This window comes from Dehalobacterium formicoaceticum (genome assembly GCF_002224645.1).
GTDB classification, from domain to species: domain Bacteria; phylum Bacillota; class Dehalobacteriia; order Dehalobacteriales; family Dehalobacteriaceae; genus Dehalobacterium; species Dehalobacterium formicoaceticum.
Map to the genome: position 1 here is coordinate 361,806 of NZ_CP022121.1, position 25,886 is coordinate 387,691.

Genomic DNA, 25,886 nt, shown 5'->3' on the forward strand with positions numbered 1-25,886 from the left:
TCAAAAAAGCAAAATTCGGCTAAAAGTTTCCGCTTTCAGGCTGGCTCCTCCGACCAGGGCTCCGTCAATATCAGGCTTCTCCATCAGCTCCTTGATATTCTCTGCCTTGACACTGCCTCCGTATTGCAGGCGAATTTGTTCCGCCATCTCCATACCAAAGAGTTCCTTGAGCACTCCACGAATATGAGTCAACATCTTTCCAGCATCATCTGCCGTAGCTGTTTTCCCTGTTCCAATAGCCCAGATCGGCTCGTAAGCCAAGATCAACTGCTCCCCATCCTGGGGAAGAACATCGGCTAAAGCCTTTCGCACCTGCCCTTCGACCCAGGTTTCTGCAATTCCGGCTTCTCTTTGCTCTAAAGTCTCACCCACACAAAGGATCGGTTTCAGGCCATGGTGCAGAGCTGCTTTCACCTTTAAATTAACGGTTTCATCTGTTTCGGCAAAATACTGGCGTCTTTCTGAATGGCCGATAATCACGTATTCACAGCCTAATGCTGTGAGCATTAAAGGAGATATTTCCCCTGTAAAAGCCCCTTCATTCTCCCAGTGCATATTCTGGGCACCTACTTTAATCCCGGTTTTCTCCGCTGCCTGGAGCACGCCGGGCAGATCTACGAAAGGAGGACAAACTACTGCCTCCACCTGATCCTGATGGACTAATTCCTTTAGCTCGTTCACCAGGCTGACCGCCTGGTCCGGAGTTTTAAACATTTTCCAATTTCCGGCAATGATCGGTTTTCGCATCTCACTCACTCCTATCTTGTAACACTGCCACCCCGGGCAGCTCCTTTCCTTCTAAAAATTCCAGGGTTGCTCCGCCACCCGTCGATATATGGGTAATCTTGTGAGCCAGTCCGGTATTTTGTACGGCAGCCACGGAATCTCCTCCGCCGACGATACTCACAGCCTGGGCTTCGGTCACCGCTCGGGCGATTTCATTGGTACCCTTGGCAAAGGAAGGCATTTCAAAAACCCCCATGGGGCCGTTCCAAAGTATGGTCTTAGCATTTTTGATAACTTCCCCAAAAGATCCAATGCTTGCCGGACCAATATCCATCGCCATCCAGCCGGCAGGAATCTGATCTGCCGCTACCACCTGATGCTTGGCATCGTCAGCGAAAGCTTCCGCTGCCACCAGATCACTGGGCAAAAGAAATGCTTTGCCCTTTTCCGCTGCTTGTTTCATCAAACAACGGGCTAAATCAATTTTGTCTGTTTCTACCAGTGATTTGGCCATATCCTTACCCTGGGCTGCTAAAAAGGTATTGGCCATGCCGCCCCCGATAATCAAAGTATCTACCTTGTTCATCAGGTTTTCGATGACGGCCATCTTATCGGAAACCTTGGCGCCCCCAAGAATGGCGACAAAAGGACGTTCCGGGTTTTCCAGGGCTTTTCCCATGATGCCAATTTCGCTTTGCATCAAAAGACCGGCGACAGCAGGCAGGAACTCGGCAATTCCCGCTGTGGAAGCGTGGGCTCGATGAGCCGTACCAAAAGCATCATTAACGTAAAGCTCTGCCAGTGAAGCCAGTTTTCGGGCAAAGTCCCGATCATTTTTTTCCTCTTCAGGGTAAAAACGCAGATTTTCCAAAAGAAGCACATCCCCCGGCTGCATCCCGGATATAAGAGCTTCCGGTTCCGGCCCAATGCAATCCTTGGCATAGAGCACCTTACAATCGATTAATTGCCCTAACCGGTCTGCCACAATCCCTAAACGAAGCTCTTCCTTCACCTGACCTTTGGGACGGCCCAAGTGGGACATCAGGATCACAATGGCACCTTTTTCTCTTAAATAGCTGATCGTGGGCAATGCCGCTTTGATCCGGGTGTCGTTGGTAATATGGCCATCCTGATCCAAAGGCACATTAAAATCAACGCGCACGATGACCTTTTTCCCTTTAACGTCCACATCCTGAATTGTTTTCTTATTCATACTTCCTCCTCCAATTTGAAGCAAGTTAGTCAGGTTAAATCCTTTGGCCAACCATTGCAGCCAAATCAGCAACCCGTTTGGAATAAGCCCACTCATTATCGTACCAGGAGATGACCTTTACTAAGTTATCGCCAATCACCATTGTGGAAAGGGCATCTACGATAGAGGATCGCTCATCCCCGTTATAGTCCCTGGAGACCAATGGTTCTTCTGAATATCCCAAAATGCCTTTTAATTCATTTTCGCTAGCCTTCTTTAATGCCCCGTTAATTTCTTCCACGGTAGCGTTTTGCTCCAATTCAGCCACTAAATCCACCACGGAGACATTGGCGGTAGGAACCCGCATGGCAAAACCGTTTAATTTGCCTTTCAATTCCGGCAAAACCAAGGCCACAGCTTTGGCAGCTCCGGTGGTGGTAGGAATAATCGACATCCCTGCCGTGCGCGCTCGACGCAAATCTTTGTGCGCCTGATCCAAGATGCGCTGGTCATTTGTGTAAGAATGAACAGTGGTCATTAAGCCTCTTTTGATGGTAAACTTTTCATGAAGCACCTTGGCTACAGGTGCCAGGCAATTGGTGGTGCAGGAAGCATTGGAAATAATATGATGGGCATTGGGATCATACTTATCTTCATTAACCCCTAAAACGATGGTAATATCCTCGTTTTTTGCCGGGGCAGAGATAATAACTTTTTTAGCCCCGCCTTTTAGATGAGCAGCTGCTTTGGTTCCATCTGTAAATAAACCTGTGGATTCCACCACAATATCCACACCTAAATCTCCCCAAGGCAGATTCTGAGGATCTCTCTCTGCTAAAACCTTGACTTTTTTCCCATTCACGATAATATTGTTGTCTTCTGCCTTGATTTCTCCCTGAAAAGTACCGTGGATAGAATCATACTTCAGCAAATGAGCATTGGTCTCCGCACTGGTTAAATCATTAATCGCCACAATTTCTAATTCGGGTTTGTTTAGTGCCGCTCGAAATACCAATCTTCCGATCCTGCCAAATCCATTAATTCCTATTTTTACTGTCATGATAAATCCCCCTCTTAAATTATATTGATCATTCACTTATCTAAATAAACTGATAATAGGATAATTTTCCCACATGTCATTATTAATCATTCAACACATAATAAAAAAATCCTGCTCAAAACTTATTATTATTCTAACTAACTTTTCGTATACATTAATAAAAAAGGGTTTGCTTGATTTCAGTTCAGCGCAAACCCTCTTTCAGTAAAATTTTGTTTAATTATATTTTATATTGTCCCGGCGATAGCTGATGGGTGTACATCCTTCATTCCGTTTAAAGACCTGACTAAAATATCTGGCATCCCGATATCCCACCCGGGAGGCGATTTCCGAAACTTGAAAATCCGTATTGACTAATAATCTCCTGGCTTCTTCCATACGTATCTGGGTTAAATACTCGGAAAAACTCCAGCCCTTCACCTGTTTAAACAAGCGGCTGAAGTAACAGGGACTTAAATAAACCTGATGAGCTACATCCTCTAAACTCAGCTCATTAGGGTGATTTTCCTCCATATAATGCACCGCTTTTTCTATCAAGCTGTTATTACGAAAATCCCGGGAAGAGCGCACCCGCGAAACCAATTCCCCTAACCAATCAAGAACGTGATCATAAATCTTTAATAAGGATTGGGCGGTAATAGCATCTTGATCGGAAGGCATCTTTAAGGCACTGATATCCTCGGCTTTGACGCCTCCTTCCACAGCGGCCCGGGAAGCCAGAGCTGAAACCTCCAAAAGTTTCATGCGAATATCCCCGGCATTATACCGATTTTCCGGCGGCATATCTGCCCAGAGAAACTGAAAATGCTGCTTTGTTTTTTCCCAGTCACCCATACGAATCGTCATGGCAATCCCTTTTTCATTCCCCTGTTCTAAAAATATCCCGGAATCATGAGGGGTGGTGACATCATCGGCATGAATGACTTGGTCACCTCCATAGATAAGACGAAATTCACCTGCCGTCAGGGCTTCCTGGTGAGAGCGGATAATACCAACAGCATTATTTACGGCCCGTCCGATCCCGATGGTCACGGTAGCATTGGTCTTGATCCGTACCCGGGAACAGATATCATCTCCTATCTTTTGACCAATTTCACGAATCATCTGGGGCTCCTCTTCATTATTAAAGGGAAGCAGAATTACGAACTGACCGCTGCCTACAGGGGCAGTCAAGGCGCCTTTCCAATTTTGGAAAATCTTTTGAATAATATCTCCCACTTGTTTTTGCAGCACTTGATATTCCAATTCTGAATGATAGGTGGTATTGCCGATTTGCTCGTCAATCCACACATGCATCGCCAGACGCAGGGGTTGATGAATGCCCAGAAACTCGGCTCTGGTGAAAACTTCCTCAGGATTGGCAAGACTGCCGTTAATCAGATCCATGACAAAGCCTACTCGAATCAAAGGCAGTGCATCATTCAAGGTCTCCTGAAGACGTTTCATTTCTTCCTTTGATTTCCGTTCCGTCAACACCTCTGTTTCCAGACGGTCCAATAAAATTAATAGTTCTTGGGTGTCCACCGGTTTCAACAAATAATCGGATATTCCTAATGAGACTGCTTTTTTGGCATAATTAAACTCCCCATAAGCAGTAATAACAACCATCCGGGTATCCGGAAGAATCGGTCTTAATATTTTTGTAACTTCCATCCCATCCAAGCCCGGCATGCGAATATCCAAGAGAATCACATCCGGCTTGACCCGGGTGGCGATTTGCACCGCTTCCTCCCCATCACCCGCTTCTCCTACCACTTGATCTTCCGGTCGGTATTTTTCCAGAATTAATCTGATCCCTTGACGTTCTAAGGGTTCATCGTCCACAATTAAAATATTTAACATCAGAATTACCTCCCTTCACGTTTTATAAAAGGAAAGGATAACTGCAATTTTGTCCCTTTACCCAACTCACTTTCAATATTTAAAGCACAATCGCTGCCGAATTGATATTGAAGCCGGCGAAGCACATTGGGCAGTCCTAAACCGCTGACCTGTCCTCGGCTTTTTTCCTGATCCCACATTTGAAAGATATCTACCTTGGTTTGTTCAGTCATACCCACTCCGTTATCCTCAATAGAAAAACATATTTGTTCCTTGTCCCGCCAGCCTTTCACCATGATCATGCCCCCCTCCTTCAAAGGCTCTAAACCATGAAGGGAGGCATTCTCAACCAAAGGCTGCAAAATCATACAGGGCATTTCTCCCTTCATGATCTCCTCATCTACCTCAATGCGGCTGGTAATCCGGCCCTGAAAGCGGGCATCTTGAATGATCATAAAATCTTGAATGGAGCGCACTTCTTCCTGAACTGTAACTAAGGATCTTACCTGATACAAACTATAACGCATCAAGCGGGCTAAGGAGCCGACCACCTTTTCGGTGGAAGAATCCCCCTTGAGCAAAGCCATGCGGGAAATCGTATTTAAAGCATTAAACAGAAAATGAGGATTGACCTGGGATTGCAGTGCATTCATTTCCGCATCCTTTAAGGCTTCTTCCAATCGATGCTGTCTCTTCATAAAATGAATAAAACTGCTCCTCTTCTCTTCAAACTGATGTTTCTCTGCTAAAACCTGGCCTAGATCCGTAATTCTTCCTCCAATAAAGGATAAGAAGCGGCAAATGTTGTCCAACTTCTCCTGATTTAATATGGGAATATCCTTCAGGCATTTTCCGGTACAATCTTCTTCCATCAGAAAATGGCCGCAAAGAATGGCACCGATCCGCCCTGTACTGCCAATTAAAGGATAAGTAATTTCAATTAAGCCGGCATGGCAGCGATATGCAAAAGCATCTTTCAGTCCTTCCCAGAGAGGTATCGTCTGATAACCAATTTCCCCCAATACTTTTTTAGCTTCCGAGCAGCAGCAGGAACAATCCAAAAACTTGCCCGGTGAATGGACAGGATTTCCTGTGGCATCCACCACCATTACATCCAATCCTGTCAGATATGAAAAGGATTTTTGCAATTCCTGCAGGGAAGAACGTGATAAAATATGCTTTATGCTTAAAGGCGCCGTGACCGATTGGGAAGTGCTGACCAGTTCTCTGATCTTCTGTACACCTCCGAAGGCATCATCCGCATAAGCATCGGCACCCGCCTCTTCCGCTATTTCTGCAGTCACAGCCGCGCCGCCCACAATGACCTTCACTTGTTCTTTCAAACCCGCATCCGTTAAAGCCTCGATCGTCTCCTGCATGGATCGTACCGTGGTACTCAGGAGAGAGGACATACATAAAACCTGGGGTTTATGCTTGGCAACGGCTTCCACAAAGGCACCGGGCGAAACATCCACGCCCAGGTCATAAACGCGAAAACCTGATGCCTCCAGCAATAGTTTAAGCAGGTTTTTGCCCAAATCATGCAAGTCTCCAGCCACTGTGCCCAGTACCACCCGACTGGGGATGACACCAACAACGACCTCCATATGGGGAGCAATTTCATCCATCCCGGCATTCATCGCCCGGGAAGTGACGATCAGCTCCGTTACATAGATTTCATTATTCTGAAACTTTGCGCCAACAATATCCATCGCCGCTACCAAACCATGGGAGATAATATGATCCGGTTTTTCCCCCATGGCTAGGGCTTTTTTTACCTGATTCCGCACACCTAATGCATTGCCGCATAACACTTCATAAATTATTTTCTCAATGGGACCAGACATTTCCTTCATCCTTTCAACCGGTTCAATAATTAATTGTTTAGACACTACATCAGATTATCTATCTTCTTAACTGTCATAGCCTTAAAAATAAAGGCCGCAGAGGGTCCTTCTCTTACGGCCAATTGCTATTTTCACTTCTTTAAATGAGATTTTACATTCCCTCAAATTAAATATTACCTTTAGTTGCTGTTATGGACAAGACTAAGATATTGCGAAATGTAAGCTTTGTTGCCCAAGGGATTTTAATATCGTTTCCTGCGGCTGGAACTGGGTATTCCCAACTCTTCCCGATATTTTGCTACCGTACGGCGAGAGATTTGCAGCCCTTTTTCGGTTAAGAGATCTGTCAATTTTTGATCACTAAGAGGCCGGGTTTCATTTTCTTCCGAGACCAGATCCTGAATCATCTTCTTAACCCAATTAGCAGAGGTAGCCTCCCCTTTATCGGTCCCAATACCGCTGGCAAAAAAGAATTTCCAGGAAAAGGTGCCGCGGGGTGTTTGAACATATTTATTATTTACTGCCCGGCTCACGGTAGATTCATGAACACCGACCTTTTCCGCTACCTCCTTTAAAGTAAGAGGCACTAAAAAGGCAACCCCCTTGTCCAGAAACTCCTTTTGATATTCTGCCACCACAGATGCCACCTTAAATAAGGTGAATCGTCTTTGTTCGATACTTTTAATTAACCAAAGGGCGGAATTAAGCTTACCTTCTACAAATTTGCGTACGCTTTCATCGGAATGCACGTCACCCTGGACAATTTTGCGATAATAAGAATTAATATTTAAACGAGGTACCGTGGTATCATTCACCAGCACCACATATTCCGTTCCTACCCGTTCAATAACCACATCAGGCATGATGTATACCGCCGTTTTTTCTTCCGCATATTCCAAACCAGGTTTCGGATCCAAAGTCTTTATTACCGAGACCAGATCCTGAATTTCCTTAATACTTAATTTCAAAGCTTTTGCTACTACAGCCAATCGATTGCTGGCAATGTCATCTAAATGATGTTCCAGCATTTCCAATAGAATCTCGTACCTGGGATCACTGGGATCTAATTGCAGCTTCAGACATTCGGACAAATTGGAAGCACCCACACCGACAGGATCAAAGCTCTTAATGATCGATAAAAGCTCCTCCACTTCCCCTTGAGATACCTTGAGCATTTCTGCCATTTCTGCCAGCTCAACCGTTAAATAACCTTCCTGGTCAATATTTTCGATAATATATTCCCCAATGCGGCTTTGCTGTGCTGTTAATTTTATGATGTGCAACTGAAACTTTAAATAGTCCTGTAAAGAGGAATGCTGCACCACTACGGGCTCAAAAACGTTTTCGTTTTTTTCTAGGCGCACTCCGGAACCAATCCCTAAATCGCTGCTGTCCGCAAATAATTCTTTTAAATCCCTGTTTCCATCTTCATTTTGAGGCAAATCGGGTTCAACCGTACCATCCGGCAGTTCCAGAACGGAGTTCTCTTCCATCTGTTCTTGAATATAATTGGTCAGCTCCAACGCAGGCAAAGTTAAGACGGTAATTGCCTGCCTCAGTTCAGGCGTCATGATCAATTTTTGACTTTGTTCCAGAATCAGTCTTGGCTCCATATATATTCACCCTGCTATCCCTTCATTATGCATATATTTATACTATTCTTTTTATTAGTCAAAATTCCTCTTCTTAATGTTCAGATAAAAAAAACTCTTTTTAGTTATCGGGAAAAAATAGTGATACCAGATGAACCCGATGAGCAAACCAGTGAGCATCAACGCCCCATTTTGGGCAAAGACATACTGGGCCGTATTAAATAAATAGGGATGTAATCCCAACCCATAATCCATAAAATCCTGAAAAAGCAAAATGACGGTAAGGGAGGCGGCCTCCCCAAAAGCAATCCTTTGGCCAGGATAATAAATGATCCCTTCCAAGGCCATGCCTAAATGGGATAGGGCCAACATTAAATTCATCAGCGTAAAGCTCTCACCGATCCATAAGAGCTGCAGGTTGATCAACACCGCCCAGAATCCGTATTTGATGAGAAATGCACTGGCCAAAAAAGGAAGCAACCTTAATTTTCTCCCCAGGAATACTGACAGCAGTACGATGGCAAAGAGGGTGGTTGACAAAGGACTGTCAGGCACAAAAATCCAGAAATATTTTGGGGTGGAGGACAACTGTCCCCAATACCAATAATAGCCATAAATAGAACCGATCACATTTACAACGAATAATCCTGTTAAAAACCTGGGATTTCGTAATAAATCGTCGATCCATTGCACCATGGTTTTCAGCATACCTCTCCTTCTTGATCATCAATCAATTCCTTTGGTTTCGCCGGTATGCCAAAAACCGTTGTATCAGCGGGTACATTGGCAGCAACCACTGCTCCTGCCCCCACAACAGCCCGATCCCCAATAGTTACGCCGGGAAGGATGGTTGCATTGGCGCCGATCATCGCATCCTTCCCGATTACAATCGGTCCGGTGCGATACTCATGAATGAGAAATTCATGGCAGAGCAGGGTGCAATTATAGCCCAGGATACTGTTCTCCCCAATGGTAATCATTTGAGGGAAAAAGACATCCATCATGGCCATCAGTCCAAAGGAAACGTTCTTACCCACCTTCATCCCCAAGATCCGATAAAGTGGATTCTTCAGCTTCAGGGAAGGGGAATAACGGCAAAACTGAATGATTAAAAAATTCAGTACCACCCGCAGAGGATGAACTGCTCGATGCCAAAAGCGCAGAGAGTTTTTGCCCTCCACTGAATGGTGCACCAGATTCCTCAAAAAATAACCTCCTCTATTTATTATGCTCTTTCAAGCGATCTGCAATCATTTCTAATTTACGCATCCTATGACTGATGCCGGATTTGCCGATTTTAGGTGTCGCCGTTTCTCCCAGCTCCTTTAAGCTTAAATCGGGATAAGCCAAACGTAGTTCCGCCACTTGTTTCAGCGCCGGGGAAAGTTTATTCAAACCTGTGGTGGCTTCGATAAGATTAATGGCTTCAATCTGTCGGACAGCAGCATCTACCGTTTTATTTAAGTTGGCAGTTTCACAATTTACCAGGCGATTTACCTGATTTCTCATTTCTTTCATAATGCGCGTATTTTCAAAATCTAAAAGAGCCTGGTGCGCTCCGAGAACATTCAAACAGTTTACAATCTGGTCACTTTCCTTCAAATAGACAACATACCAGTTTTTACGGCGGCTGATCTTGGCCGGCAAATGAAAATCGTGCATCAAATCTGCAATAATCTCCGCGTGATCTTTGTTGTTGCTGATGATCTCCAAATGATATGTCCCTTCAGGATTATTTACAGAACCTCCTCCCAGGAAGGCCCCTCTTAAATAAGCTTTTTTGCAGCATACATCACGCACCAGTTCACTGGGAAAAGATTTCTGATAATTCATCACCCAGTTATTTTCCCCATCCACAAAACCTAAAAGCCGCAACACATTAGCCACCTGGGGTTGGGGGGGAATACGAATAGAATAGACATTATTTTTTTTCAGACGGTTCTTCTTATGCACAAGAATCTCTGTCTGGATACCAAATCGTTCCTTGGTCAGCTTAAATATTTTGCGAGCCACCGCCGCATTTTCTGTAATAACCGCTAAGGAAATCTTTTGATAAGCACTGATTTGAATGGTACCGTCCATGCGAAACAAAGCAGCCAGTTCTGCCAGTTGACAACATTTTTTATGGGAAATAATTTGGGCCAGTTCATTTTTTGTTTTTACAGAGAAAGACAATGCGATCACATCCTAGCGAAATGCTCATTTCCGAGGATTCTTACCGGTGTTGGCAAATAGACATGTCCGATGCTGTCTAAGCTCCATCGTCATCGCCCACAGAATTTTTTGAGGATCATGTCTGGCCAGATTGTCCTCTGCGCAAAGAGGATAACTACTTACTTCTATATCTAATTTTCCCAAATTTTTTTCGTCCGTTAACACCGGCTTTGCTCCCTGGGCTTGATACTTCAGCTTAAGTTTCTCAGAAATGATTTCATTATTGACGATAATTTTATCAATCAAGCCTTGGTCGGTATGATCAAGAATGGCTTTTAGATGGTGGGAAGCCTGGTAGCCGTCTGTTTCTCCCGGTTGAGTCATAATATTACAAATATAATATGTTTTGGCCTGAGTTTTCTGAATCGCTTCACGAATGCCGGGGACCAGCAGGTTGGGTATCACACTGGTATAAAGACTGCCCGGTCCGACAATGATGGCATCGGCAGATAAAATGGCATCAATGGCTTCCTGAAGAGGGGAACATGCGTCAGGTTCTAAAAAGACTCTTTTAATTCGGCCGGGGTCATGGACCATCTCGGTCTGCCCTTTAATAATCCGCCCGTCTTGCATCTCGCCCACCAAGACCACATTCTCTAAGGTTACCGGCAATACCCTGCCTCGGACTGCCAGGATCCGACTCATCTCCTGGACGGCAATGGCGAAACTGCCCGACATCTCCGTGAGACCGGCTAAAAGCAAATTGCCCAGGCAGTGTCCGGACATCTCTTTGCCATGAGAAAACCGATAATTAAATAAATTCACGCAGATGTTTTCCTGCTCTGCCAAAGCTACTAAACAATTACGAATATCTCCCGGGGGAGACATGCCTAAATCTTCCCTTAATCTACCGGAACTTCCACCGTCATCCGTGACCGTGACGATGGCAGTTATATTGGAAGTGAGTTCTTTTAATCCGCGCAGTAAAGTGGATAAACCTGTACCACCGCCAATAGCGACAATTCGTGGGCCCCTTTTTAAATAATGGTGCCGGAGTTTAAGCTTCAGGCCGGGATAAAACCTGTTGAATAACTTCATGTATGCTTCACACCCGATTTCAGAATATCCCGATGATTAACGACGACTTGATACCCACACCCTCTCAAAGATTTTGCAATCCAATTGGACAAGGCTACGGATCGATGTTGCCCACCAGTACAACCAATAGCAATCATCAGATGCATCTTACCTTCTTCACAATAATGGGGTATTAAAAAATCTAATAAATCCAGATATTTCTTTAAAAATGTTTGCGCCAGGGGATTTGACAGTACATACTCCATAACCTCTTTATTCTCCCCGGTATGAGGACGTAAAGCTTCGATATAAAAGGGATTGGGCAAAAAGCGTACATCAATGGCTAAATCTGCGTCTAAGGGTAACCCATATTTATAACCAAATGACATGATGGTAATAGAAAGCTGTCCCTGTTTATTATCAGCAAAATGATTCCAGATCTGATCCTTCAGCTGTTGGTTCGAGAGATCAGAGGTATCAATCACTTTATCCGCCATACCCCGCAATTCCTGCAGGCGCAGCCTCTCCTCGATGATACCGTCCAGTACTCTGCCCATAGGTGCCAGGGGATGACGCCTTCTCGTTTCCTTAAAACGACGCACCAATGTCTCATTGGAGGCCTCCAGAAATAGAATCTCATAGGGAATTTTCTGAGATTTCAACTTGGATAAGGCTTCAAACAGGTCAGGGAAAAACTCTCCCCCCCGAATGTCAATCACTAAAGCTACTTTTTCCATTTTGCTGGGTGATTGGGTAATCAGATCAGTAAATTTGGGGATTAAGGCGGGTGGTAAATTATCCACACAATAGAACCCCATATCCTCCAAGGAATGGATGACCTGAGTTTTCCCCGCCCCGGACATTCCCGTAATAATTTCCAGCTGTAACCCTGGCCTTTTCTGTTCCTGCACGATTTGCACATCCTTTTAGGAGTATTCTTGCTGCTCACCTTATTTATCCCAGTTGATCAGAGAGATCATAACTCCAACAATATTATCTATATACATTATATCATATCTTTGATTTCCAAGTTAATAATCTGCTGAAATGAAATGTTCCCTTGCTGTAAAAGTGACCATCCAAAATCCAGATCGCCTACACTTTGAGTAAAATGAGCATCTGAGTTGACGATAAATTGAACACCGGTTTTCCCCGCTATTTTAATTTCATCTTTTTTTTGGTACCTATGGCCGGTATTAATTTCATAGGCAGTATTTGTTGCGGCACAAGCCTGGGCTACCTCCTCCACGTCGATGGGCATACCTAATCCGGGATGGGTAACGGCTGTCACCGGGAATTTATGCATCGCTTCCACCAAAGCTTTGGTATTGATATTTTGTATGCGCGGGCGTAAACTTGGGATCACTCGGGAAATTTGATTACCAAGGACAAAACGAAGCCCATCACGAAAGCTTTTCGGCATCACATAAGGATGAAGACCCACTAAAAGGAGATCCAGCTGGGGAATTACTTTTTTTGAGATATCAATATACCCTTGGCAACTGACGATATCTGCTTCTGCCCCGGTGAGAATCCTGATTTCGGGATGATTCTTTTGAATACCCTTAATTTCTTCTTTAATGGCTAAAAAGGTTTCCGATGCGGAGACACCCGTTCCGATATTGGAAGGACCATGATCTGTGATGGCCAGATTTTTTAAACCTTTCTCACATGCGGCCTCCACCATCTCAGAAATAGTATTTCTGCCGTCACTATATCTGGAATGGGTATGAAAATCTCCCGTCCAGAAAAAATTACTTTTTCGGGGCACATCTTTCACCTCAAAATCATAGAATTTTTTTGGATCTTTAAGAATCTGGGGAAATTTGCTTATTTGATGGGAAAATCATATCATCTTGATGTTCTCTTGTCAAAGAACGTCCCCTGTCACATAAAAAGCCCTCAAACTTCTTTACTGAGAAGTTGAGGGCCAGAATTCTATTTTACCATTTGCCTCTGCTTACATGGCCGGCGATTTCAGCCTTGCTCCGTTGTTTAATAATCCAAGCCTCATCTTTAGCCTGTTTAAAAAGAGCTACACAGGGAGGGTCAAGATCAATTTTGATTCCTTCCTTGGCCAGTTCTACGATTTCCATAGCTAATTTAGTAATTGCCATATGGATATCATTTGTTCGATCTGAGGCAATCACCTTTTGGGCATCTTCATCCGACATAAAATCGATTTTCTCCTTAGGAGCGCCGCACTTAGGGCAGAAATCGGGAATCTCATCCCCCTTATTGATCATACCGCATACAGAGCATTTCCATAGTTTAATCATTTGGTCTCTCCTCCTCATAGATTTTATTTTAGGAACCTGCCTCTGTATAAACTATATAATTATTACAATCCTTAGTCAACTGATATATTTTCCTTTGTTCGCACTTTTTTATAAAAAACGGCTGTCTATTGGAGCTGTGAAAAACGGATGTCTTAGAGGCGGTTAGCGGGTGCTAACTTTTTCCTGTGATTGTAAAGAATAAAAGCTATTCCTGCTATGATCCCCAAAATACTTGCCAACTGAGCCACCCGGAAAGGACCAAACATTAAACTGTCTGTCCTGAAAGATTCAATTATGACCCTTCCCAATGAATAAAGGATAACATAGCCGGCAAATAAATCTCCCTTTCTGAGAAAACTTTTCCGCCTGATAAAAATTAAAATGAAGAATACCATCAGATTCCAAATTGATTCATAGAGAAAGGTGGGATGGCGAAATGCCCCGTCAATATACATCGCCCAAGGCAGATCTGTTTCAAAACCGTAAGCTTCCTGGTTAAAAAAATTACCCCAGCGTCCGATGGCTTGTCCCAGAATAATACTGGGCGCTACGATATCCGCCATCTGCCAAAAATTAAGTTTGTAATGGCGCACTACCAGGTAACCGCCAAGAATACCGCCGATGAGGCCGCCGTGAATTGCCAAACCACCATGCCAGACAGCAAGAACTTCCCCTGGATTGGCTAAATAATACTCCAGATTATAGAAAATCACATAATACAAGCGTGCCCCCAGCAATGCTAAAGGGATTGCCACTACCACCAGATTTATCACATGTTCCGGATCCAGCTTCTGTTTTTCTGCCTCCCGATAGGCCAAATACGTACCAAGTGCCATGCCAATACTGATCAGGATCCCATACCAACGAATCACAAAGGGACCAATTTGAAATGCAATGGGATCAGGTGTCCACATAGCTTTCCCCTCCTTTACAAATTTTTAGCGCGCAACTCCTTCCCTTTTTTTTAAAAAGAGAAGATAAATCCCCCGACTTTCATATCCTATAGGAAAGAATCATTCAAGGGAGGTAAATATGACCAACCAACGTTTCCTGCATATCAAAATTCACACGGATTCCGAAATTAAAGCCGATATCAATATTCCCCTGGGGATCCTAAAGGCAACCGCAAAATTTCCCCTTTTAGCACTGAACGTAATCCCCCAAGAAACGGTCAAGGAATTGAGGAAAAGCGGAATTCACTTGCAGGACATCAATATGGGGGAACTGACCCGCTTGGTGGAACAAGGGAAAATCAAAGATACTCTGATCCGTATGGAGGTCTTAGACCCCATTGAGGGAAGGATTAAGGTCAGGATCTATATTGACGGCAGCCTCTAAATTATTGGGCTCGAGCGGATAGGAGGAAATAAATACCTACCGTTCCAAAAATCACACCCAGGAAGATAAAGATAGAGGCCGGACCCAAGCTGTCCTTCTGACCCAGAGCAATTAAAATCGTGATCCAGGTTAAATATAAAAATAACCAAATAATTTCCGCCTTCATCCACCCCAGCAGTGACCGGGCCAAAAGATATTGAGCCCGGGCATTTTTTTCTGTAATGGCCCAGGGATAGTTGTAGGTATGGGGGAAATAACTTACCGCGGATAAAAGAATATAAAGCAAGACAGCAGTAACCGGTAAAATAATCACGGTTGATTTGCCGCCCCAATCATCCGGTTGGCCGGAGAAACCAAAATGGGTCGGTATTGTATTGGGCAAAAGCGGCCAATAATAGATCAGGCAACTGACCAGTAAAATCAGGCCAATTAATGATGCCGCATCTAAAAACCAATCTTCATAGGTGCGGGAAATCTCCAGCACCGGTCGGGAGTCTTTTTTTCGATTAACTTTCCTCATTATGTTTGTCCCCCACATGTTTGTCCTCCGCGAAAAGAGAATATCTTAAATTTTATCCTTCTTTCATCATGAATGCAAGACCCGGGTGCTGCGCCTTTCATGATAGTTCCTGTTATGTTATAATTAAGCATTGCCGACATCCTATTGAAAATTAGGTATCCAAAGGAGGCTGCCCATGTGGGAAAACTTACTGGATAAATTTAAGGAACCGGCCCAATCGATTCTGCCTATTGCCATTCTGGTTTTTTTACTCCATTTTACCATCACCCCGATGCCGTTAAGTACCTTGGCTTTGTTCATCACCGGCACTTTTTTGCTGATCATCGGCATGGTTCTTTTTACGATGGGAGCGGATATGGCTATTATGCCTATGGGGGAAATCATTGGCGCCAAATTAGTACGCTCCCGGAAACTATGGCTTTTAATTATTACCAGCTTCATCCTGGGGACACTGGTGACGCTGGCAGAACCTGATCTCCAGGTATTGGCCAAGCAAGTACCTGCAGTTCCGGATCAGGTTTTAGTCTCATCGGTAGCCCTTGGAGTAGGCTTCTTTCTCTCCTTGGCTTTGCTGCGTATTCTCTATCAGATCCCGATGAATTATTTTTTGATTGTCGCCTATACTCTCGTATTTATCCTGGGATCCTTTACCGCACCGGACTACCTGGCTGTGGCCTTTGATGCCGGAGGAGTCACCACCGGGCCAATCACAGTACCCTTTATCCTAGCTTTGGGCATGGGGGTATCTTCCGTACGCAGCGGCAAAAGTGCCGAAGAAGACAGCTTTGGCTTAAGCGGCATCTGTTCCATCGGTCCTATCTTTACTGTGCTCATTATGGGCATGTTCTATGATGCTTCCAATGTAAATTTCGCCTTTGAAACCGTATTTTCCGTGCACAGTGTCCAGGCCTTTTTCACCTTATACGGTCAAGGTTTGATTTTGTTTTTCAAGGAAATTACCCTTGCTTTGCTGCCCATCATGATTTTCTTTGGTTTTTTCCAGCTGATACAATTAAAATTACCCAAGGATCAGGTGATCAAAATCGCCGTTGGCATTATCTTTACTTTAGTAGGGCTGACCATCTTCCTTACCGGGGTAAACATCGGTTTTATGCCTGTAGGAAGATATCTGGGTGAGGCGGTAGCCTCTTTAACCAATTATTGGATCCTGATCCCCTTGAGCTTTGTTATCGGTTTTTTCGTGGTGGCGGCTGAACCTGCGGTTCATGTACTTAACAAGCAGGTAGAGGAAATCACGGTAGGGGCGATTTCCAAAAGAATGATGATGGCCGGATTATCCGTCGGGGTGGGTATTGCCTTAACCCTGGCCATGATACGTATTCTGGCCGGGATCAGCATCTGGTATTTTCTCTTACCTGCCTATATCCTGGCTTTGGCCTTAACCTTTTTTGTGCCCCGTATCTTTACCTCCATCGCTTTCGACTCAGGGGGTGTGGCTGCGGGGACCATGGCGGCTGCCTTTTTAACCCCTTTTGCTCTGGGCGTCTCTGCTGCCATCGGAGGGAATGCCATGACTGATGCCTTTGGTCTTGTGGCTATGGTAGCCTCTACCCCTTTGATTTCCATCCAAATCCTCGGTTTCTTTTATCAGAAGAAAATGCGCCGCGCCCAGGATATCCTTCTTCCTATGGCGGACAATAATTTGGACCAGGAATTTCTTCCTATAGCAGCAATGGAACGTCCATCCGACCGGGATTTGGCAATTATCGAATACATGGACGAAAGTTCAGCCTATGAATCGCCTTTTGAAATCAATGAGGAGGAATCCCGGAAAGGAGGAGAAGGTTCTTGAGCAAAGTATGCAATTATGCCCCTTTGGCATTTATGGTTACCATCATAGATCGGGGGGAGGGTGAAAAAATCTCTCAATATCTGGCAGGTGAAGGTGTGACCTTCATCCTGTTAACCCATGGTTTAGGTACGGCAGATTCAAAAATATTAAATTACCTAGGCTTAGGTGAAACGGAAAAGGACATCTTGTTTAGTACCATGACATTGAATCAATCCCAACACCTGCTAAAGGAATTAAACCGGAAACTTTCCCTGGACATCCCCGGACGGGGCATCGCTTTTTCTATCCCCATGGACAGTGTATGCGGTTTTCGAGCGGAAAAACATTTAAGAGGCACTGCACAAAGAAATGGAGGGAGTTCTGTGGCACCAACCTATCCCCATGATTTAATTATTGCTATCGCCAACCGAGGATTTTCCGAAGAGGTCATGGAAGCTGCCAAATCGGCCCAGGCAACTGGAGGAACGATTATTCATGCCCGGGGCAGCGGCATCAAAGAAGCGGAAAAGTTTTTTGGCGTCACCATTCAGCCGGAAAAAGACATCATCTTAATTCTCACTTCGAGAGAATTGCGGCCGCAAATTATGGAAGCCATTGCGGTAGAGACGGGCCCAAAAAGTGATGCCAATACCATCGTCTTCTCTTTGCCTGTGAATGATGTCGTCGGTATCGAAAACATGTTCAAGAAATAAAGAAAACCTACAAAAACTCATAGGCAGGAAGTGGTTTTATTTGAATATATTGATCGAAAAAATTAAGGAAGTGCTTTTTTCCGTGCTTCCCATCACCATCATCGTTCTCATCTTGCATTTTACTCTTACCCCTCTGGCGATGCCCCAACTTATGAGATTTATCCTGGGGGCGGTGCTGATCGTTATTGGATTATCCATCTTTTTAGTAGGTGTTGATATTGGAATTAGCCCTATTGGCCACTTAATGGGATCAACCATCATGAAAACCAACAAACTCCTGGTCGTCGGTGTAGCCGGTATCCTGCTGGGTTTTTTTATCTCCATTGCCGAGCCGGATTTGCATATTCTGGCTGGCCAAGTGGATTTTGTGACCGCAGGTGTCATTTCCAAACTGAGCATCATTGTCGTTGTGTCCATAGGCATTGCCCTGATGCTGTCCTTAGGTTTAATCAGAATTGCCTATAATATTCCTTTATACAAAGTATTAACAGTGCTTTATTTCATCATTTTTATTTTATCCCTTTTTACCTCCCCGGAGTTTTTAGCCATCTCCTTTGACGCTTCCGGAGCCACCACCGGCGCTTTAACCGTGCCCTTTATCTTAGCCCTGGCTTTTGGTGTTTCCGCCTTAAAAAAGGATAGTAAGGCCTCAGAAAAAGACAGCTTCGGTTTGGTAGCCGTAACTTCTACCGGTGCGATCATCACAGTGATGATCATGAATATCTTTTTTAAGACAAATGAGCTCTCCGGCAGCCTTAAATACAATGTGTCCGAATCCGTTTCTATCCTGAATCCCTTTATCCAAAAGATCCCTGTGATCGCAGGAGAAATTGCTCTTGCTTTGCTGCCCATTTTAATCCTGCTCCTTCTTTTTCAAAAAGGTTCCTTTCATCTGACCTCAAAAAGCCTCAGAAAAATCCTGAAAGGCATCTTCTATACCTTTCTGGGACTGGTCTTGTTTTTAGTCGGTGTAAATGCCGGCTTTATGGACGTAGGCAGTGTGGTCGGATACAGTTTGGCTTCCTTGGATAATAATTTTTATGTGATTCTGGTAGGATTTATTTTAGGTTTAGTCACTATCTTGGCAGAACCCGCTGTCCATGTCTTAACCCATCAAATTGAAGATGTTACCAGCGGTTATGTGAAAACCAAGGTAGTATTATTGGCCTTGTCCATTGGAGTTGGTTTTGCCGTAGCCTTGTCCATGATCAGAATCATCGTACCCAATGTGCAATTATGGCATTACCTCTTGCCCGGATACCTAATTGCAATTATCATGAGCTATTTAACGCCCAAATTATTTGTTGGAATTGCCTTTGATTCCGGCGGAGTAGCCTCCGGTCCCATGACAGCAACGTTTATTCTGGCTTTTGCTCAAGGTGTGGCAGAAGCGGTTGAAGGGGCAGATGTTTTAAGAGAGGGATTTGGCGTGATTTCCATGGTTGCCTTAACACCCCTGATCACTTTGCAGATCTTAGGTCTGATTTTTAAATTGAAGTCCGGTAAAGGAGGTCTGAAAAATGATGATCAACAGCTGGGATCATAAAGAAATTGAATTAATCTATGTGATTGTAAACTTTGGTATTGGAAGCAAGGTTGTTAAAATTGCTAAGAAAAACGGCATCACAGGAGGGACCATTCTTTTAGGCAAAGGCACAATAAAAAACCGCCTCTTAGAATTTTTGGATCTAAACGATACTCGTAAAGAAATCGTGATGATGATTGCCGAAAAATCAGTGAGTGCCCAAGCCTTGGAAAAGTTAAATCAAGAGTTCCATTTCAACAAACCCAACCACGGCATCGCTTTTACTTTGACTGTGGATGCAATACTGGGAAGTAAAAAATGCAATATTTCTGATAACATGAATGAAAATAAAGGTGGTGCAGATACCATGTATAAGGCAATTTTTGTAGTTGTCGATAAAGGCAATGCAGAAGACGTCATTGAAGCGGCACAGAAAGCAGGCTCCCGGGGTGGGACCATCATGAACGCCCGCGGTTCCGGAATTCATGAAACCCATACCTTATTCGCCATGCCTATCGAGCCGGAAAAAGAAATTGTCCTGATCCTGGCGGAAAACAAACTGACCGAGGAGATCGTTACCTCTATTAAGGAGATCATCCATATTGATGAACCGGGTAAAGGGATCATTTTTATCCTGGATGTAAATAAAACCTACGGTTTGTATTAACTTTTTTATCGAAAAAAGCTATTCGGGAGACAGGATGCAAAATACCCTTCTCTCGGATGGCTCCGGACAACTTGCCAATGGGTTTCCACTGCACCTGAGGGGCAAAGAGAAAGCGTTCCAGCATTTGAGAGGCACTGATGGTGCCGCCACCCTCTATGGGAATCACTTCCGCCCCCTCTTTAATATAATCAATTACTCTTTGATCAGGGTCCATCTCCTGATTTTCCTGGGGGAAAACCCCAGTCTTACCGTGGTGCCTGTTTCCACCCGGCCTTGATCAGGAGGAATCTTCCCGGCAATAATGTTCAATAAGGTAGATTTCCCAATGCCATTAGGTCCGATAATTCCAATGCGGTCCCGGCGGGTAAAGATATAGTTAAAATCATGAATCATAAAACCCTACAGTTCCTCAATTGAATTCTATAAATCATGGGCCGATTCATTTTCTGGTTCTGCTGCCAAGACTTTTTTTGACCATATAATTGCATTCTCCTTATCTCTTTTTTCATAATAACAGTCAGCAATTTTCATCATAACTTCAGTATCCGTTGGAGTCAATTGGTTTAATAATATGTACTTCTTAATTGCCTCATCATATTTTTCTAAGTAAAACAGTGCTAATCCTTTATTATAAATAGCATCCAGACATTCTTGATCAAACAGATCTGGAGCGTCAAAATCAATCAAAGCCCCTTCATGCAGTTCTTGGTCAATTTTACAAACAAGGTCAAATTCTATCAGGGCTTTTTCATACAATTTCAGTTGACTATAACATGTTCCTAAGTTAAGATGGGTTTCAGGTTGGTTCGGATTCAGAGTTAATGATTTTTCATAACATTTCCTTGCTTCCTCGTAATCCTTATTATTGTAATGGTAAATACCTAAGTAATAATAAGCATCTTCATCTTCAGGACTTAGTAAAATAGCCTCCTCAAACAATTTTAAAGCCTGGTCCATCACACCCATCTCTAAATATACTCTGCCCAAGTTAAAGTACGGTCTTTCCCAATCCGGGTAGTCACTGATTAAATCTTTAAATATTTTAATCGCAGAGTCAAATTCTTTAAGCTGCAAATAGCACCGCATCCTTAAATTCAGAATGGTAGGCCTCATAGGTAGTTATTTCCTTCTCTCCGCTTAAACTACAAAACCAGGAGGGACCGTCCCCCTGGTTTATGAGAAACATTGTATTAGTAGGCTACAGAATACAACTTGTATTACTGGTCTTTTGTGATCAACCGACTCACGCATTAAATGAATTATTGAAATAACTCTTTAAGAATGGTACTCGCTTTATAAGCTCCATATCTAAAAGAACCTGTAGTCATAACGTATCCCGAAGCCATGATCATGAGGAACATCAAGTAAGCAAGTACATTTCTTTCTTCTATTAACACACTGAGACCCGTTACACCGACAAAAATTATTCCAAAACTCATAAACACAGTCATACTTATTCTAAGTCGCATTTTTATAATTATCGCGTTTTGTTTTATTTCTCCTTTAATTACCGGTGAAAATGCACCTCCTTCAATTTTCCCTCCTTCATTTATACGCGTTATCTTAAAATGTTTTTCCCCAATTTTCCCTTGAAAAGGTTTTGTAGTGAGATAAACCAGATTCCATAACAATGACGGCGGGGCAACAATGCTTTGCAATTTTTCCCTTATTTCATCTGATTCAAGGTTGGTATTAATTTGCAGTGTATAATATGGAATAAAAATGATTACACACCTCCATTTCCAGAATGCCCAAGGTTCATACTTATTAAAAAACTGGCGTTCCAATGTATTTATTTAGCTGCTCCTTGATATCATCAGGTAAATTATCGTTCAACCAATTCATTCTCTGTTTGATTTCTTTTTCAATTTGAGCAGCCTTTTGTGGCGAAGGCTTCATATTCCAAGTATAGGTAACATATCCATGCCCTTCGACCGGATAAAGTGGTGGTTTTGGTGCACCGGTAAAACTAACACCCCGATACTTCCCTGCTTGAACGTATTCAATGGTTACATATCCGATTGAACCACCTGTTTCACCACCCCATTTGGTCAAATCGTATACTGTCGGAGCATTAGTAATAGTGAGTGTCCATCCATATCCAACATTTGGTGTAGTTCCTCCTCCTCCAATCGTTATCAGCGCCGTTTTATTTCCCTGATTATCCATTGCATAAGTAAGAGAACCCATTACCCCTGGCCCGCCGCCAATTGAACCTGTAGGGCCTGTCGAAATTGTAAAGTTTTGACTATTGGCAATTGATGAATCATCCACCCATAACCGGTTATTCTTATCAATGTTTCCTTTATATGCTGTTGTAACACCATTTACTGTAGCATAAGCGGTTTTAGATATATTATCCCAAGAAATTATTGCACCTTTGGGCAGCGCATCTCTAAGGACGACTGGGACAAATCCGCTAGGGTCAACAAACTTTATCGGATTATTACTGCAATAAGTATAAAGATTCAAACTAAGTGGATTGTCAATACTACCTTCATAAGGATCCTCCGAAATAAACCTGCCAGTGCTTGGATCATAATACCTAGCCCTTAGATAATAAAAGCCGCTTTCTTCATCAAAGTATTCCCCCGCATAGCGGATGGGGTTCGCGATACTTTCCGTTTTACTGAGAATATTTCCCCATTCGTCATAGGAATAATTGTTAACAATGTTGCCGTTCACATCAACCATTTGCACTACATCCACATGTCCGTTGGTGATGTAGTAATAGAAGTTACTCCCTATCTTCCGGGCCAATGGCTGCTTTCCCCAAATTATTTGGGCGATGGCATTTCCTGCGCCATCAGCTTCTCCGATTACTCTGCCTAGATCATCACAGTAATAATTGATCGTTCCGGCAGGTGTCGTTTTCTTCTTCCTGATTCCTTCCGAATCATATTGATATTCGTAGGTTTGATTACCGGTTTTAAAATCCGCCAGCTCATCCCAGGCGTTATAGGTAAGTACCCCGGAGATATAGCTGCTTTCTCCTGTGATGCTTCCATTGGTTTGGGTCCGGTTGCCCCTGGTATCATATTGATACTCAATTTGGTTGCCATTGGGTCTTGTTATCTTCTTCAGGCGGTTTAAGGCATCGTATTGATAGGTTGTTGTATCCCCATTCTGGTTGATAGATGTGATATTGCCGTTACAATCATACCCATAACTGTACTGGGAAATAATCTGGGTGCCAATTTGATTTTGTTAAGGTTTTCAGACGGTTCATGTTATCGTAGGTCTTGAGCGTTTTTAGGGTTTGACCATTGTCCAGTGTGGGATAAATTCCGGCTTTTACCATCCCATCCGGGTAATATTCATAGGTGAATACCTTGGCCCCGGCAGTAATAGTCGTGTTCCTGTTTAAAGTATCATACTGATAGTCCACTGCCAGGGGTGTGCTGAAAGGATCCGTCACCTTCGTCTGATTTCCCACATCATCGTATTGAAAGGAGATGGCTTTACTCCCCAAGATTTTATTTTTTATTAAACCGGTGGAATAATAGGTAAAACTCAGATTTTCCCCGTTTCCTGTATCATCGTTCCAGACCTCATATTTTTCTATTCCCCCATAAGGGCTGATATATTGTCTGATCCGATCCCGATTAGCCCGCATCTCAAAAAGCTTTCCATCCGGAGCATAGCTCATCGTGGTGATCTTACCCGAAGGATCTTTCATCTCCACCGGCTGTCCTGCCCTGTTGTACTTAATATTTGTGGTCTCCCCTCCGGGCTGTCTGCTGGATATCAGCAGACCTCTTTCATCATATGCCTTAATTGATGCAAAGGATGTTGCACCTTCATACTGCTTCATTTCACTGATATTTCCCATTTGATCATACTGGTAATCCACCGTTTGCCTAAAGCATCGGTGACCTTTTCCAGGTTATTCAGGGCATCATATTGAAAGGCGGTTACATGATCCTCCGGATCTGTTGATGTGATCAAATTCCCCACCAGATCATACTGATATGATTCTTCCACCAAGGCGGGCGCACCCAGGCCATCCGGATAACCTTTACGATTGATTAGATTTCCCCATTGGTCATACCCCTCGCTGTAATGGTTTTCAGCCACTCCGGTAGACGCAGGGACAAAATGCGTTGATTCTGTCCGGTTGAAAATGTCATAGTTATAGAGCTGACGATTTCCCTGACTGTCGGTGATCTCTTTGATCCTCTCCCATTCGTCAAAAGCATAGTTGGTCTGATTGGATTTGGCATCCTTGATCCAGGATAAATTACCGGTAGAGTCATAACTGTAGATTTCTGTGATATATTTGCCCTGATCATAATCGTAGTCTTTGGTTAAAAGAAGATTGCCCCGGTCATCATAATAGTCATAGCTGAAGGCATAAGTTGTTTCTGTTGACTGTCCCACAAGGGTTTTCGTCTTCCTATGGTACACACGATAGGTATGCTGTCCGCCAAGCTCCCCTGGGGCTATGCTCTTGTAATAGCTATATTTTTCTTTGATCAAATAATCCCCGCTTTGACCTTTGGTGACCGGATAGGTAATCTGATTGACTCGTCCCTGTCCGTCATAACTAAAGTTGGTCACATTACCCAGGGGGTCAGTGCTATTGGTTACATTGCCCCAAATAAATTCATAGTTATTATGGGTGACGGAAGTTTTGGCCGTCCCTTCTTCCGTGTAGTGTTCGGTGACCGTAGTGGGAAAGGCATTATAAGCTCCGGTGTAGTCATAGGTAATTGTCCTGGTTTTCCCACCCCCCAGTTCTTTCGTCATCTTGGTGAGATTGCCGGGATAAGTCGTATTCTCATAATAATACCCAGTGATTTCCCCTTTTTCATTGGTGGATGAAATCAGCCTGCCCTGTAGGTCAAAATCGTTTCATTCAAGAGCACAGTCGGGTAAGCGAGGTGCGTCACCGCGCCTCGCTTACCCGACTGTGCACCCGGATGCATTATAGTTTGTCTCTTAAAGAGGTTTGTCCCAATATCTGCGTATTTCATCTATTGCCTTTTGCCTGTATTGCATTATAATAAAATCTCTACCTACCATCTTAGGATATATTAGATTGCCCAACAATTCATCATGCTTAGAAAAGTATATGTAGTCAGAACCTCTGGAACCCCTAGGGTAAAAATGTCCTATCCCAATTTCTTTAATTTCATTCCAGTTTAGCTCATTCTTTTTAAATAGCGTTATAAACCTAACTCCAATTTCATCAATAACAATTTTTTCCCAAAATAAGTACCATATCATGTAGATTTCTACTAAACACCAAAGTAAAAATATTATCTTTCCTATTTCTTGTTTGCTTAAAAGCATGATAGAGAAAAAGATGAGAAAAGTTACAACTAAAAATATAGACACAACCAAAATGGCTTTATATTCAAGATATAGAAACCTTTTCATTGAATCCCTCCTACTCTTTTCCTTATAAAACAAAACAATATTCTAAGTATTTAATCAGGTACTATAAATAACAACTTATAATATAGCCATTCATACTAAAGTAAAATCTGATATTCTGTTTATTAATACTTACCGTATGAATAGGTAGTAGTAAAATAACTGTTACTGTAATTGGTAAGAAGCGTGTCATACCAATCAGTA

General features: G+C 43.4%; 28 protein-coding genes. 5 read left to right on the plus strand and 23 right to left on the minus strand.

Features of this window, described 5'->3' with window-relative positions:
* From tpiA to lgt, 14 genes are all read right to left on the minus strand, one after another.
* Positions 1-747: a triose-phosphate isomerase gene (gene tpiA, locus CEQ75_RS01805; RefSeq protein WP_089608825.1), complete on the minus strand. Its 747-nt coding sequence runs from the start codon at positions 745-747 to the stop codon at positions 1-3.
* 1 nt (position 748) lies between these two features.
* The gene (locus CEQ75_RS01810) at positions 749-1,939 is read right to left on the minus strand and encodes a phosphoglycerate kinase (protein ID WP_089608826.1); all 1,191 of its coding nucleotides are present in this window, start codon (positions 1,937-1,939) and stop codon (positions 749-751) included.
* Positions 1,940-1,973: 34 nt separating this feature from the next.
* Positions 1,974-2,978 carry an ArsJ-associated glyceraldehyde-3-phosphate dehydrogenase gene (locus CEQ75_RS01815; RefSeq protein WP_089608827.1) on the minus strand — a complete coding sequence of 335 codons (1,005 nt, stop codon included), beginning with the start codon at positions 2,976-2,978 and terminating at the stop codon, positions 1,974-1,976.
* A 216-nt stretch (positions 2,979-3,194) separates the two neighbouring features.
* Complete coding sequence (locus CEQ75_RS01820) at positions 3,195-4,820, minus strand: response regulator transcription factor (RefSeq protein ID WP_089608828.1); 1,626 nt, start codon at positions 4,818-4,820, stop codon at positions 3,195-3,197.
* Positions 4,821-4,825: 5 nt separating this feature from the next.
* Complete coding sequence (locus CEQ75_RS01825) at positions 4,826-6,646, minus strand: cobalamin-dependent protein (protein WP_089608829.1); 1,821 nt, start codon at positions 6,644-6,646, stop codon at positions 4,826-4,828.
* 242 nt (positions 6,647-6,888) lie between these two features.
* Entirely contained in the window at positions 6,889-8,259 is a 1,371-nt protein-coding gene (gene rpoN / locus CEQ75_RS01830) for an RNA polymerase factor sigma-54 (RefSeq protein WP_089608830.1), read from the minus strand.
* 54 nt (positions 8,260-8,313) lie between these two features.
* A complete protein-coding gene (locus CEQ75_RS01835; protein ID WP_089608831.1) occupies positions 8,314-8,946 on the minus strand; it encodes a DUF1405 domain-containing protein in 633 nt (210 codons plus the stop codon).
* Positions 8,940-9,443, minus strand: a complete 504-nt coding sequence (locus tag CEQ75_RS19155) for an acyltransferase (protein ID WP_089608832.1) — start codon at positions 9,441-9,443, stop codon at positions 8,940-8,942. Before CEQ75_RS19155 ends, CEQ75_RS01835 begins: the two co-directional genes overlap by 7 nt.
* A gap of 13 nt (positions 9,444-9,456) precedes the next feature.
* Positions 9,457-10,413 (minus strand): DNA-binding protein WhiA, encoded by a 957-nt coding sequence (gene whiA / locus CEQ75_RS01845; RefSeq protein ID WP_089608833.1) that lies wholly within the window; start codon positions 10,411-10,413, stop codon positions 9,457-9,459.
* 24 nt (positions 10,414-10,437) lie between these two features.
* Positions 10,438-11,490 (minus strand): gluconeogenesis factor YvcK family protein, encoded by a 1,053-nt coding sequence (locus CEQ75_RS01850; RefSeq protein ID WP_089608834.1) that lies wholly within the window; start codon positions 11,488-11,490, stop codon positions 10,438-10,440.
* Positions 11,487-12,380: an RNase adapter RapZ gene (gene rapZ, locus CEQ75_RS01855; protein WP_257912792.1), complete on the minus strand. Its 894-nt coding sequence runs from the start codon at positions 12,378-12,380 to the stop codon at positions 11,487-11,489. The genes CEQ75_RS01850 and rapZ overlap by 4 nt, the downstream gene beginning before the upstream one ends.
* A 95-nt stretch (positions 12,381-12,475) precedes the next feature.
* Entirely contained in the window at positions 12,476-13,240 is a 765-nt protein-coding gene (locus tag CEQ75_RS01860; RefSeq protein WP_089608835.1) for a PHP domain-containing protein, read from the minus strand.
* Positions 13,241-13,412: 172 nt separating this feature from the next.
* Positions 13,413-13,748: a rubredoxin-like domain-containing protein gene (locus CEQ75_RS01865; RefSeq protein ID WP_089608836.1), complete on the minus strand. Its 336-nt coding sequence runs from the start codon at positions 13,746-13,748 to the stop codon at positions 13,413-13,415.
* Between the two features lie 152 nt (positions 13,749-13,900).
* The gene (gene lgt / locus CEQ75_RS01870; protein ID WP_089608837.1) at positions 13,901-14,662 is read right to left on the minus strand and encodes a prolipoprotein diacylglyceryl transferase; all 762 of its coding nucleotides are present in this window, start codon (positions 14,660-14,662) and stop codon (positions 13,901-13,903) included.
* A 118-nt stretch (positions 14,663-14,780) separates the two neighbouring features.
* Here lgt and CEQ75_RS01875 point away from each other — a divergent pair, with 118 nt between their 5' ends.
* On the plus strand, positions 14,781-15,086 hold the full coding sequence (locus tag CEQ75_RS01875; protein WP_089608838.1) for a hypothetical protein: 306 nt from the start codon (positions 14,781-14,783) through the stop codon (positions 15,084-15,086).
* A gap of 1 nt (position 15,087) precedes the next feature.
* Here CEQ75_RS01875 and CEQ75_RS01880 read toward each other — a convergent pair whose 3' ends face one another.
* A complete protein-coding gene (locus CEQ75_RS01880; protein ID WP_157677261.1) occupies positions 15,088-15,606 on the minus strand; it encodes a DUF1648 domain-containing protein in 519 nt (172 codons plus the stop codon).
* Positions 15,607-15,781: 175 nt separating this feature from the next.
* Here CEQ75_RS01880 and CEQ75_RS01885 point away from each other — a divergent pair, with 175 nt between their 5' ends.
* From CEQ75_RS01885 to CEQ75_RS01900, 4 genes are read left to right on the plus strand one after another with little or no spacing between them, the layout of a single operon-like run.
* Complete coding sequence (locus tag CEQ75_RS01885) at positions 15,782-17,419, plus strand: DUF1538 domain-containing protein (RefSeq protein WP_089608840.1); 1,638 nt, start codon at positions 15,782-15,784, stop codon at positions 17,417-17,419.
* Positions 17,416-18,111 carry a P-II family nitrogen regulator gene (locus CEQ75_RS01890; protein ID WP_089608841.1) on the plus strand — a complete coding sequence of 232 codons (696 nt, stop codon included), beginning with the start codon at positions 17,416-17,418 and terminating at the stop codon, positions 18,109-18,111. Before CEQ75_RS01885 ends, CEQ75_RS01890 begins: the two co-directional genes overlap by 4 nt.
* Positions 18,112-18,151: 40 nt before the next feature.
* Positions 18,152-19,657 carry a DUF1538 domain-containing protein gene (locus CEQ75_RS01895; RefSeq protein ID WP_089608842.1) on the plus strand — a complete coding sequence of 502 codons (1,506 nt, stop codon included), beginning with the start codon at positions 18,152-18,154 and terminating at the stop codon, positions 19,655-19,657.
* Positions 19,632-20,303 (plus strand): P-II family nitrogen regulator, encoded by a 672-nt coding sequence (locus CEQ75_RS01900; RefSeq protein WP_338031990.1) that lies wholly within the window; start codon positions 19,632-19,634, stop codon positions 20,301-20,303. The genes CEQ75_RS01895 and CEQ75_RS01900 overlap by 26 nt, the downstream gene beginning before the upstream one ends.
* Here CEQ75_RS01900 and CEQ75_RS19430 read toward each other — a convergent pair.
* The 8 genes from CEQ75_RS19430 to CEQ75_RS01945 form a co-directional block, all read right to left on the minus strand.
* Positions 20,266-20,517 (minus strand): hypothetical protein, encoded by a 252-nt coding sequence (locus tag CEQ75_RS19430; RefSeq protein WP_420828400.1) that lies wholly within the window; start codon positions 20,515-20,517, stop codon positions 20,266-20,268. The genes CEQ75_RS01900 and CEQ75_RS19430 overlap by 38 nt on opposite strands.
* The gene (locus CEQ75_RS19435) at positions 20,496-20,696 is read right to left on the minus strand and encodes an ATP-binding cassette domain-containing protein (protein WP_420828401.1); all 201 of its coding nucleotides are present in this window, start codon (positions 20,694-20,696) and stop codon (positions 20,496-20,498) included. Before CEQ75_RS19435 ends, CEQ75_RS19430 begins: the two co-directional genes overlap by 22 nt.
* 27 nt (positions 20,697-20,723) lie before the next feature.
* On the minus strand, positions 20,724-21,377 hold the full coding sequence (locus tag CEQ75_RS01910; protein WP_198306606.1) for a tetratricopeptide repeat protein: 654 nt from the start codon (positions 21,375-21,377) through the stop codon (positions 20,724-20,726).
* A 185-nt stretch (positions 21,378-21,562) separates the two neighbouring features.
* Positions 21,563-22,090: a hypothetical protein gene (locus CEQ75_RS01915; protein WP_089608844.1), complete on the minus strand. Its 528-nt coding sequence runs from the start codon at positions 22,088-22,090 to the stop codon at positions 21,563-21,565.
* A complete protein-coding gene (locus tag CEQ75_RS19630) occupies positions 22,071-23,501 on the minus strand; it encodes an RHS repeat-associated core domain-containing protein (protein WP_476700536.1) in 1,431 nt (476 codons plus the stop codon). Before CEQ75_RS19630 ends, CEQ75_RS01915 begins: the two co-directional genes overlap by 20 nt.
* Entirely contained in the window at positions 23,461-24,117 is a 657-nt protein-coding gene (locus CEQ75_RS01935) for a hypothetical protein (protein WP_157677267.1), read from the minus strand. The genes CEQ75_RS19630 and CEQ75_RS01935 overlap by 41 nt, the downstream gene beginning before the upstream one ends.
* Positions 24,114-25,052: an RHS repeat domain-containing protein gene (locus CEQ75_RS01940; protein WP_089608848.1), complete on the minus strand. Its 939-nt coding sequence runs from the start codon at positions 25,050-25,052 to the stop codon at positions 24,114-24,116. The genes CEQ75_RS01935 and CEQ75_RS01940 overlap by 4 nt, the downstream gene beginning before the upstream one ends.
* 192 nt (positions 25,053-25,244) lie before the next feature.
* Positions 25,245-25,685: a hypothetical protein gene (locus CEQ75_RS01945; protein WP_089608849.1), complete on the minus strand. Its 441-nt coding sequence runs from the start codon at positions 25,683-25,685 to the stop codon at positions 25,245-25,247.
* Positions 25,686-25,886 lie beyond the last annotated feature (201 nt).

What these genes read in the sequence shown, in the direction of transcription:
- tpiA (WP_089608825.1), bottom strand. Translation starts at nt 747, where the DNA reads ATGCGAAAACCGATCATTGCCGGAAATTGGAAAATGTTTAAAACTCCG.
- CEQ75_RS01810 (WP_089608826.1), bottom strand. Translation starts at nt 1,939, where the DNA reads ATGAATAAGAAAACAATTCAGGATGTGGACGTTAAAGGGAAAAAGGTC.
- CEQ75_RS01815 (WP_089608827.1), bottom strand. Translation starts at nt 2,978, where the DNA reads ATGACAGTAAAAATAGGAATTAATGGATTTGGCAGGATCGGAAGATTG.
- CEQ75_RS01820 (WP_089608828.1), bottom strand. Translation starts at nt 4,820, where the DNA reads ATGTTAAATATTTTAATTGTGGACGATGAACCCTTAGAACGTCAAGGG.
- CEQ75_RS01825 (WP_089608829.1), bottom strand. Translation starts at nt 6,646, where the DNA reads ATGTCTGGTCCCATTGAGAAAATAATTTATGAAGTGTTATGCGGCAAT.
- rpoN (WP_089608830.1), bottom strand. Translation starts at nt 8,259, where the DNA reads ATGGAGCCAAGACTGATTCTGGAACAAAGTCAAAAATTGATCATGACG.
- CEQ75_RS01835 (WP_089608831.1), bottom strand. Translation starts at nt 8,946, where the DNA reads ATGCTGAAAACCATGGTGCAATGGATCGACGATTTATTACGAAATCCC.
- CEQ75_RS01850 (WP_089608834.1), bottom strand. Translation starts at nt 11,490, where the DNA reads ATGAAGTTATTCAACAGGTTTTATCCCGGCCTGAAGCTTAAACTCCGG.
- CEQ75_RS01865 (WP_089608836.1), bottom strand. Translation starts at nt 13,748, where the DNA reads ATGATTAAACTATGGAAATGCTCTGTATGCGGTATGATCAATAAGGGG.
- lgt (WP_089608837.1), bottom strand. Translation starts at nt 14,662, where the DNA reads ATGTGGACACCTGATCCCATTGCATTTCAAATTGGTCCCTTTGTGATT.
- CEQ75_RS01875 (WP_089608838.1), top strand. Translation starts at nt 14,781, where the DNA reads ATGACCAACCAACGTTTCCTGCATATCAAAATTCACACGGATTCCGAA.
- CEQ75_RS01880 (WP_157677261.1), bottom strand. Translation starts at nt 15,606, where the DNA reads ATGAGGAAAGTTAATCGAAAAAAAGACTCCCGACCGGTGCTGGAGATT.
- CEQ75_RS01885 (WP_089608840.1), top strand. Translation starts at nt 15,782, where the DNA reads ATGTGGGAAAACTTACTGGATAAATTTAAGGAACCGGCCCAATCGATT.
- CEQ75_RS01900 (WP_338031990.1), top strand. Translation starts at nt 19,632, where the DNA reads ATGATGATCAACAGCTGGGATCATAAAGAAATTGAATTAATCTATGTG.
- CEQ75_RS19430 (WP_420828400.1), bottom strand. Translation starts at nt 20,517, where the DNA reads ATGGACCCTGATCAAAGAGTAATTGATTATATTAAAGAGGGGGCGGAA.
- CEQ75_RS19435 (WP_420828401.1), bottom strand. Translation starts at nt 20,696, where the DNA reads ATGATTCATGATTTTAACTATATCTTTACCCGCCGGGACCGCATTGGA.
- CEQ75_RS01935 (WP_157677267.1), bottom strand. Translation starts at nt 24,117, where the DNA reads ATGAAGCAGTATGAAGGTGCAACATCCTTTGCATCAATTAAGGCATAT.
- CEQ75_RS01940 (WP_089608848.1), bottom strand. Translation starts at nt 25,052, where the DNA reads ATGACGAAAGAACTGGGGGGTGGGAAAACCAGGACAATTACCTATGAC.
- CEQ75_RS01945 (WP_089608849.1), bottom strand. Translation starts at nt 25,685, where the DNA reads ATGAAAAGGTTTCTATATCTTGAATATAAAGCCATTTTGGTTGTGTCT.